Origin of the sequence: Acinetobacter sp. RRD8 (assembly GCF_031844225.1) — a bacterium.
In the GTDB taxonomy this organism is placed as follows: domain Bacteria; phylum Pseudomonadota; class Gammaproteobacteria; order Pseudomonadales; family Moraxellaceae; genus Acinetobacter.
The window spans coordinates 1-8,363 of record NZ_JAUZUU010000035.1 but is presented as its reverse complement, the minus strand read 5'-3'; the positions used below and the strand labels follow the sequence as shown (position 1 = coordinate 8,363).

The 8,363-nt window shown below is 40.0% G+C and carries 6 protein-coding genes and 1 pseudogene; 6 read left to right on the top strand and 1 reads right to left on the bottom strand.

The features are described from left to right. From Q9R24_RS14710 to Q9R24_RS14685, 6 genes and pseudogenes are all read left to right on the top strand, one after another. A pseudogene (locus tag Q9R24_RS14710) lies at positions 1 to 112 on the top strand (MerR family transcriptional regulator); the annotation flags it as partial. Between the two features lie 142 nt (positions 113 to 254). Continuing rightward, entirely contained in the window at positions 255 to 665 is a 411-nt protein-coding gene (locus Q9R24_RS14705; protein ID WP_025465702.1) for a hypothetical protein, read from the top strand. A 48-nt stretch (positions 666 to 713) separates the two neighbouring features. Continuing rightward, positions 714 to 2,081 (top strand): TolC family protein, encoded by a 1,368-nt coding sequence (locus Q9R24_RS14700; RefSeq protein WP_311204758.1) that lies wholly within the window; start codon positions 714 to 716, stop codon positions 2,079 to 2,081. Between the two features lies 1 nt (position 2,082). Beyond that, the gene (locus Q9R24_RS14695) at positions 2,083 to 3,333 is read left to right on the top strand and encodes an efflux RND transporter periplasmic adaptor subunit (RefSeq protein ID WP_311204759.1); all 1,251 of its coding nucleotides are present in this window, start codon (positions 2,083 to 2,085) and stop codon (positions 3,331 to 3,333) included. Further along, positions 3,323 to 6,481 (top strand): efflux RND transporter permease subunit, encoded by a 3,159-nt coding sequence (locus tag Q9R24_RS14690; RefSeq protein ID WP_004781064.1) that lies wholly within the window; start codon positions 3,323 to 3,325, stop codon positions 6,479 to 6,481. The genes Q9R24_RS14695 and Q9R24_RS14690 overlap by 11 nt, the downstream gene beginning before the upstream one ends. Before the next feature lie 86 nt (positions 6,482 to 6,567). Beyond that, a complete protein-coding gene (locus Q9R24_RS14685) occupies positions 6,568 to 7,467 on the top strand; it encodes a cation diffusion facilitator family transporter (RefSeq protein ID WP_311204760.1) in 900 nt (299 codons plus the stop codon). A 602-nt stretch (positions 7,468 to 8,069) separates the two neighbouring features. Here the strand turns inward: Q9R24_RS14685 and Q9R24_RS14680 are convergent. After that, positions 8,070 to 8,279 (bottom strand): hypothetical protein, encoded by a 210-nt coding sequence (locus Q9R24_RS14680; RefSeq protein WP_228127370.1) that lies wholly within the window; start codon positions 8,277 to 8,279, stop codon positions 8,070 to 8,072. Positions 8,280 to 8,363: the final 84 nt, after the last annotated feature.

Genomic DNA, 8,363 nt, shown 5'->3' with positions numbered 1-8,363 from the left:
GGAAAATATAATCAAGCAACAAAAGCTTATTGAACAATTATCTGATTTAAGAGGTACTTGTGATGGCTTATGTACAATTGACCAATGTGGAGTTCTAAAAAATCTAGCTTGATTATCTAGACCTATGCTTTTTTCAAAAATTCTGTATATCTTTACTTAAGGCTGCAAAAAGTTTAAGGTTACTCAAATTCTGTGATCAGATCTTTGATAGATCTGGACAGCTTCTTATTGGTGTTTTAAATACAGATTTGTGTATGAAGAGAAAAACATTTCTAATCCAGATATTGGTACTCTTATTCACATTCCAGAATATTTGGAGTGTGGCAGAGGCTGCGTGTCTGCATGAAATGCCAAACATACCCAATTCAATACTCTCTAATCCAATCGATTTAGACGAAAAGAGTGATAGTCCTAGTCAAGCACTTTATTCCTTAGAAAACTATAAAGAAATTTATGACTATTGTCAGAAGGTTTGTTTTAACGAAAAGTGCAGTCATTTCTCAAATACAATCGTGATTCAGATTGACCCACCCGATGATTTGAAGCTTAAAACTCATTTTGAGACAGTCCTTACACCATCTTATTTGGGAAGAACTTTTTATAAATCCCCTTATCTGAATCAATTAACACCCCCTCCTGATTTGCCCCTACTATTGGTGGGGTAGTCTTATAAAAGCCCACCACTCCTAATCTTATTATGTGTGGGGCATTTCATGTCAAAAAACAAATTATATCAGGATACTTCTATCCTGAATTTATCCTGGTCAGCATTCCGTACAGGTGTCTTGCTATCAGCAATGATCAGCTTGAGTACTTCTGTAGTCGCCAGTCCTCAAGATTTAACGCTGCGACAAGCCATTGATCAGGTCAACCAGTATCAATCGTCCCAAAATTTCTGGGAAACGCAAAACAGCATTAATGCCACGAATCTTCAGCAAAGTAAGCTGTTTAAAAATCCTGAACTGTCAGTTGAACAAACGGGATTTGGTTCAAATAATGAAAAAGAGCTTACCATTGGCATATCACAACCCTTGGATATTTTTGGTGAGCGAAAAGCAAACCAAAAATTAGCCAGTCTCTCTACAGATAAAACAGCACTGAAGCAGAAGATTTATCAAGCGCAAATTGAGCTTGCAGTGAAATATGTATGGTCACAACTGGCCATTGCCGAACTTGAAAGAAACATTGTCAATGAACAACTTCGGGTGAGCGAAGAAAACCTTAAAGCGATCGAGAAGCGCTTTACTGCGGGCGGTATCGCGCAAGTAGATGTGAATCGCGCACGTTTAAGTCATGCTGAAAATATCCGTCTTTTTAGACAGGCCGACTTACAAGTCCAAGTGGCCACCCAACAATTATCAAATTTATGGGGAACCTCTGATAAGTCATTGCAGGTAAACCTCTCTTCACAAAAGCTCTGGCCAAAATCGACTCATCAGCAGGTTCAAGAATATTTAGCGGAAAACTACGTTGAGAAATATCGAGCTTTACTGGTATTAGAGTCTCAAGCAACGGTTGATCAACTAAGGGCAAAGGCACGTCCTAACCCCACTTTAAACCTAGGTGTCAACCGCACCCAATCCTTGGAAAACTCCACACAAAATCAATTAGTAGTCGGAGTCAGTGTACCGCTTAATATTTTCGATCGTCAGCAAAATGGCATAAAAATCGCGCAAGAAAAAATGAACTTATTAGAGCGTCAGAAAGAGTTTTATCTGAAGCAAAATGCGCTGCAAATAGGCACAATTTTAACCGAGTTGCAGGGTTTAGAGCTGCAATTCAAAGTCGTTGACGAGACTCAAATTCCTTTGGCGACTCAAGTTCAAAGTAAGACGCTACAAGGTTTCTTGGCAGGCAAGTTTGCTTTAACCGATGTTCAGCAAGCCACGCTTCAATTACAAGACATCCGTCTGCGTAAAGTCCAGTTGTTACGGGAGGGCTGGCAAAAGGCCATCGAAGCAGAAAGTTTAAGCTTAGGCATTAGCCCAAGTGAAGTCATGTCGAAAGATGCTATTGCACAAATCAATCAAAATTTATGGCAAGACATACAGGCCATGCCTGTCATTGGTGGGGGAAATTAACATGTTCGATCTTAAAAACAGCTTAAAAAAACAGAGCGGAAAAATCTCTCAACCCCTACTGATTAGTTTGGTCATCGGCGCTACCGTACTCCTCAGTATTTTCTTGATCTTAACGGGTAAGAATAAATCTGAAACATCAGATGAACATGCAGAGGAAGAAGGCGCAGAGGAACATGGAAGTGAAGAACATGGCGGTGAAACCGAAGAGCATGCAGAAGGCGTGAGCCTGACGGCCAAGCAACTGGTGGAACAGGGCATACAGTTATCAGCGGTCGATCAAGGTCCGGTGGTTAAATTAAGTTCTTATCCTGCCAAACTGAATGTGAATACGGATCAGCAAGCGCATGTCTCACCGAGTTTTAGCGGTCATGTAGAAAATGTTTATGTAGAACTCGGCCAAAAAGTTCAGAAAGGGCAGCCTTTGGCTACATTGCTTGTTCCTGATCTAGTTGATCAGCAGGCCAATCTTAAAATTGAACAAACCAATCTGGAACTGGCGAAACAAGACTTTGAGCGTGAGCGTCAATTGTGGTCACAGGGTATCTCAGCAAAACAGGACTATCAACGGGCTTATAACAGTTATAAACGGGCACAAATTCAGGTTCAAGCGGCCCAATCACGTTTAAGCGCATTTGGTGCAGTGAATGCTAGTAACGGGCGCTATATTTTAAAAGCCCCAATTTCTGGCGTGATCAGTAAAAAGGATTTGGTTCTCGGGGAAAATGTTCAGTTAGCCGATCAACTCTTTACGATAGACCGGTTAGATCAACTCTGGCTTGAATTTATTGTTCCAAATTCTGAAATTATGGGCTTAGCCCCGAATCAAAAGATCGAATTTAAATCCTTGCAAACAGAAAAGGTTTATCAAGCTGTTATTCAGACTTTAAATACTGAAGCGGATATTCAAACAGGTCGTCTTCAGGTGCGAGCAAAAGTTGAATCGAATGCAACCGAATTACGTCCAAACTTGATGGTGAACGTACAGTTGCAACAACGGAGTGAAAGTACCGCATTACGGGTACTTAAGTCCGCAGTTCAGAATGTCGATGGAAAAGATGTGGTTTTTGTCGCCACTCAGCATGGACAAAAAGTTGAATTCAGTCCGCAACCTGTGAAATTAGGGCAATCATCTGGGGAGAGCCAATGGATTGAAGTGGTGAGTGGGCTTAGTCAGGGACAAAAATATGCCGCTCAAGGCAGTTTTTTACTGAAATCCGAGCTGGAAAAAGGAGAGGCTTCACATGAGCACTGAAACTCCTCAAATTCCAGACCACGAATCGGTAAAACCTGAAGGACTGTTTGATCGACTGATCCAGTTTTCTATCCATAACGCAATCTGGGTCATGCTGTTTATTGCGGCTTGGATTGCTATTGGTATTTATAGTTATCAAAAGTTACCGATTGATGCTGTACCAGATATTACCAATACTCAGGTGCAGATTAACACTTCAGCCAATGGCTTTACGGCTTTGGAAATGGAACAGCGGATTACCTATCCCATTGAGAATGCCATGTCAGGCATGCCGAAAATGGAACAAACCCGTTCGATTTCACGCTACGGCTTATCGCAAGTGACCATCATTTTTGAAGATGGCACGGATATTTACTGGGCCAGACAGCTTATCAACCAGCGCTTGCAAGAAGCAATGGGAGAAATGCCTGAAGATGTGCAACCTAACATGTCGCCTATTTCGACAGGTTTAGGTGAAATCTATCAATGGGTGATTAAAGCCGAACCAAATGCTAAAAAGCCGGATGGAACCCCTTATTCGGCGATGGATTTACGTGAAATTCAGGATTGGATTGTAAGACCGCAATTACAGCGCGTAAAAGGCGTTGCTGAGATCAACAGTATCGGTGGCTTTAATAAAACCTATGTGGTTGCCCCTGATCTGAACCGATTGCAACAATTGCAAATTCCTTTGTCTGATTTACAAACTGCCTTAACAGAGAATAATGAAAACCGTGGTGCTGGCTATATTGAGAAAAATGGACAACAGCTAACGGTTCGTGTTCCCGGCACTTTAAACACGATTGAAGATATCCAGAACATCAGTATTGCCAATAAAAACGGCTATCCGATTCGGGTGGCAGATGTCGCCAATGTCTCAATTGGTCATGACTTAAGAACAGGGGCTGCAACCTATAATGGTGAAGAAACTGTATTGGGTATTGCCATGATGATGATGGGAGAAAATAGCCGTACCGTTGCTCAAGCCATTGATGAAAAGGTGCAATCGATCCAGCAATCGCTACCTAAAGGTGTGGTGATTGAGACTGTGTATGACCGTACGCATTTGGTTGATCGGGCGATCAAAACCGTTCAGAAAAATTTGATTGAGGGTGCAATCCTCGTCATTGTTATTTTATTTCTCTTTCTAGGTAATTTCCGTGCTGCGCTGATCACGGCTTGCGTTATTCCACTGTCAATGCTGTTTACCTTGACGGGAATGGCAGAGCAGAAGATTAGTGCAAATCTGATGAGTTTAGGGGCACTGGACTTCGGTATTATTATTGATGGTGCAGTGGTTATTGTAGAAAACTGTATCCGTCGGCTAGCAGAAGCTCAGAAGCTGAAAGGTGGTTTACTTAGCCGTTCTGAAAGATTTAAAGAAGTCTTCTTGGCTGCAAAACAGGCGCGTCGTCCTCTCATCTTTGGACAGTTAATTATTTTGGTGGTTTATCTACCTATCTTTACCCTGACGGGTGTAGAAGCCAAACTTTTCCATCCTATGGCAATGACTGTTGTACTGGCTTTAATTGGGGCCATGATTTTATCTGTCACTTTTGTGCCAGCCGCAGTTGCCCTATTTGTCACTGGAGAAGTCAAGGAAACCGAAAGTCGCTGGATGCATTGGCTTAAAACCAAATATGAACTGCTTTTAGATAAAGCCTATGAGCTTCGTTTATTTGTGACTATTGTGGCTGCCTGTATTTTAGTGCTTACGGGCGTGCTAGCCACTCAAACAGGTAGCGAGTTTGCACCTCAACTGGGTGAAGGTGATTTTGCTGTTCAGCAAATGCGTTCCCCAAGTACAGGGTTAGAACAGTCACTGAGAATGCAGGAAAATACTGAAAAGTTACTGTTGAAAGAATTTCCTGAAATTAAAGCGATCTTTGCCCGTACCGGTACAGCAGAAGTGGCCACAGATGTTATGCCACCCAACATTTCAGATGGCGTGGTACTGTTAAAACCTCATGATGAATGGCCTGATCCAAAACAAACGATTGATGAGCTTCGCCAAAGAATGATTACTTTCTTAGCGACATTGCCGGGAAATAACAGTGAGTTCTCGCAACCCATTGAACTGCGCTTTAACGAGTTAATTTCAGGGGTGCGAAGTGATGTGGGTGTCAAATTATTTGGTGATGACATGGAGATTCTAAATCGCGAAGCGAATAAAATTTCTCAAAAAATTAACTCAATTTCAGGCGCGACAGCCGTTAATGTAGAACAGACCAGTGGCTTACCCTTGTTGAATGTAGAGGTGGATAAGTCCAGAGCTGCACAATATGGCTTGTCGGTAAGAGCAATTCAGGATCTGGTAGCTACAAGTGTCGGTGGCCAGAATGTTGGAACAATTTTACAGGGAGACAAGCGTTTTGATTTTGTCATCCGTCTAGATGAATCCCAGCGTAGTCCTGAACAGTTAGCGCTACTTCCTATTCAATTGCCGAATGGTGGTTTAGTCCAACTGCAAGATGTGGCACGCGTTGAAAATATCCTGGGTATTAATCAGGTCAGCCGTGAAAATGGTAAACGTCGAGTGGTTATTACTGCAAATGTAGAAGGACGTGATTTAGGCTCATTCGTAACAGAGCTTCAGAGCACGTTATCCAAACAGGAATTACCAAGCGGTTATTGGATAGATTATGGCGGTCAATTTCAAAATCTGATGTCTGCAAAAGCGCGTATGCAATTGGTGGTTCCGCTCGCATTGTTGACGATCTTTATTTTATTGATGGCTGTATTCCATAATATCAAAGAAAGCTTACTGGTCTTTAGTGGTGTACCGTTTGCCTTATGTGGAGGCTTAATCGCGTTGTGGTTGCGTGACATTCCATTATCCATGTCAGCAGGGGTTGGCTTCATTGCACTATCGGGGGTGGCTGTACTGAATGGCTTAGTCATGCTCACCTTTATCAAAGAGTTGCGACAACAATATGACCTTTATTATGCAACGTGGCAGGGTGCAATTTTGCGTCTTAGACCTGTGCTGATGACCGCTTGTGTGGCGTCCCTTGGGTTTGTCCCGATGGCTTTGGCAACCGGAACTGGGGCAGAAGTACAGAGACCTTTAGCAACAGTGGTTATTGGAGGAATTATCTCCTCTACCCTGCTTACATTGGTTTTATTGCCCGTACTGTACCGCTGGATGAATGAAAAGAAAGTTTCTTAATCCAATAGATTAGTCGATTTACAGCAGAGATATTGGCTGTTATCCAATATCTCTGCTCATCATAAATAGAATAAGGAAAATATTTTATGTCAGAACATCATGATCATAGCCATGCGGTTGTTACTGAAGAAAATAGTAAGAAGTTAATGGTTGCCTTAGGTTTAACGACTACTTTTTTAATAGTAGAAGTTGTCGCTGCTTTTATTACCCAAAGTTTGGCTTTGTTATCTGATGCAGCTCATATGTTTACTGATGTAGCCGCTTTAGCTATTGCTCTTGCCGCTATCAAAATTGGTAAAAAAGCCGCAGATGATAAAAGAACTTTTGGCTATCAGCGATTTGAAATTTTAGCGGCTCTGTTTAATGCGGTGATGCTTTTTGTGGTAGCAATATATATTGTATATGAAGCTTATCAACGTTTTACGAACCCTGCTGAAATTCAAAGTGTTGAAATGATGATTGTCGCGGTCATTGGTTTGGTCGTAAATTTGATTTCAATGAAAATCCTTTCTGCTAGTGCTGAAGGAAGTCTAAATATAAAAGGTGCATATTTAGAAGTTCTTAGTGATGCTCTAGGATCGATAGGCGTGATTATCGGAGGAATAGTTATTTATTTTACCCAGTGGATGTGGGTTGATACCGTAATCGCTGTGTTAATTGGCTTCTGGGTCTTACCTCGAACTTGGATTTTATTAAAACAAAGTATTAATATTCTGCTTGAAGGAGTTCCTGATGAGATTGATATTGAGTCGTTAAGAAATGATTTATTGAAGCTAGAGGGCGTTGAAGGGATTCATCAGTTGAAAGTCTGGGCTATATCCTCAAAAAATATTCATTTAACTGCTCATTTGGTTGCTCTGAATAGCAATACAGATCAACTCTATCAAAAGGCCTTAGAAGTTCTAAAACATAATCATAATATTACTGAAATTACGTTACAAATAGAAAGTAAGGAATGTAATACATTGGAACAGCATAAACATTAAAGTGCTGCTCTTTCTACATAATGGACAGATGACTAGGCTGATAAACCTTACCATTTTCCTGTATTACACTTCTATTTATCACACGCACTTTAAACACCATCCTGAGACATTTTAAAATTACAAGAATGTAATTTATGAGTCCTCTGGGTGTTAATTCTTTAAAGTTAGAATATCTAACAAGTATTAAATGAGAGTAAATAAACATGCTATTCAAAAATAAATTTTGTACTAAATTACTGTTAATTAGTGCATTCTTTAGTATCGCAAGTTTTAGTTATGCAGATGGCGGCTTGTTATTTCTTGAAAAGAATTTAAAAGCTTCTAAAGTTGAAAATTCTAAACAAAAACAAGTTAAAAATAATGAATCAAATGAATAGTTGGGTTGCATAAATAAATCAATTAGACTTATTTATTCAGCAATATAATTCCTGAATGAATAAGTTTATAACTAAAACCTATCACACCATTAGTTGAACTACATATAATTATAATATTAAAAATAAAGTATTTTTTTTAATCCCATTTCAATGGGTCATCTTTATATATCTCAATTTATGTTGTAAACATACAATGTAATTTCTAAATAAAAATATCCAATTTTTTTAAATCACTTCAGGATATAAAGCTTTAGCTATGCCAAAGCCAATTAAACCTGCTATGGCTAAATATAGGGCTTTCATGTACCACATGCCCCAAAGTACAGTTATTTTATTTGCTGAAAACTTATGTACTGGCTGACTTAAAAAATTGGTTGTTTGGTTAAATGACTTTTCAGATGCTTCAAGAGCATAATAATTTAATGCGGGGAACAAGCAAGCAACCAATAAAATAGCGATTGCGGGAAACACAAATGCTTTAGGCAGACTAAATTTTATTGCGAATTATAAAGCCGCACC

Excerpts from the sequence above, each read along its gene's own strand:
- Q9R24_RS14695 (WP_311204759.1), top strand. The coding sequence starts at position 2,083 with ATGTTCGATCTTAAAAACAGCTTAAAAAAACAGAGCGGAAAAATCTCT.
- Q9R24_RS14685 (WP_311204760.1), top strand. The coding sequence starts at position 6,568 with ATGTCAGAACATCATGATCATAGCCATGCGGTTGTTACTGAAGAAAAT.
- Q9R24_RS14705 (WP_025465702.1), top strand. The coding sequence starts at position 255 with ATGAAGAGAAAAACATTTCTAATCCAGATATTGGTACTCTTATTCACA.
- Q9R24_RS14700 (WP_311204758.1), top strand. The coding sequence starts at position 714 with ATGTCAAAAAACAAATTATATCAGGATACTTCTATCCTGAATTTATCC.
- Q9R24_RS14690 (WP_004781064.1), top strand. The coding sequence starts at position 3,323 with ATGAGCACTGAAACTCCTCAAATTCCAGACCACGAATCGGTAAAACCT.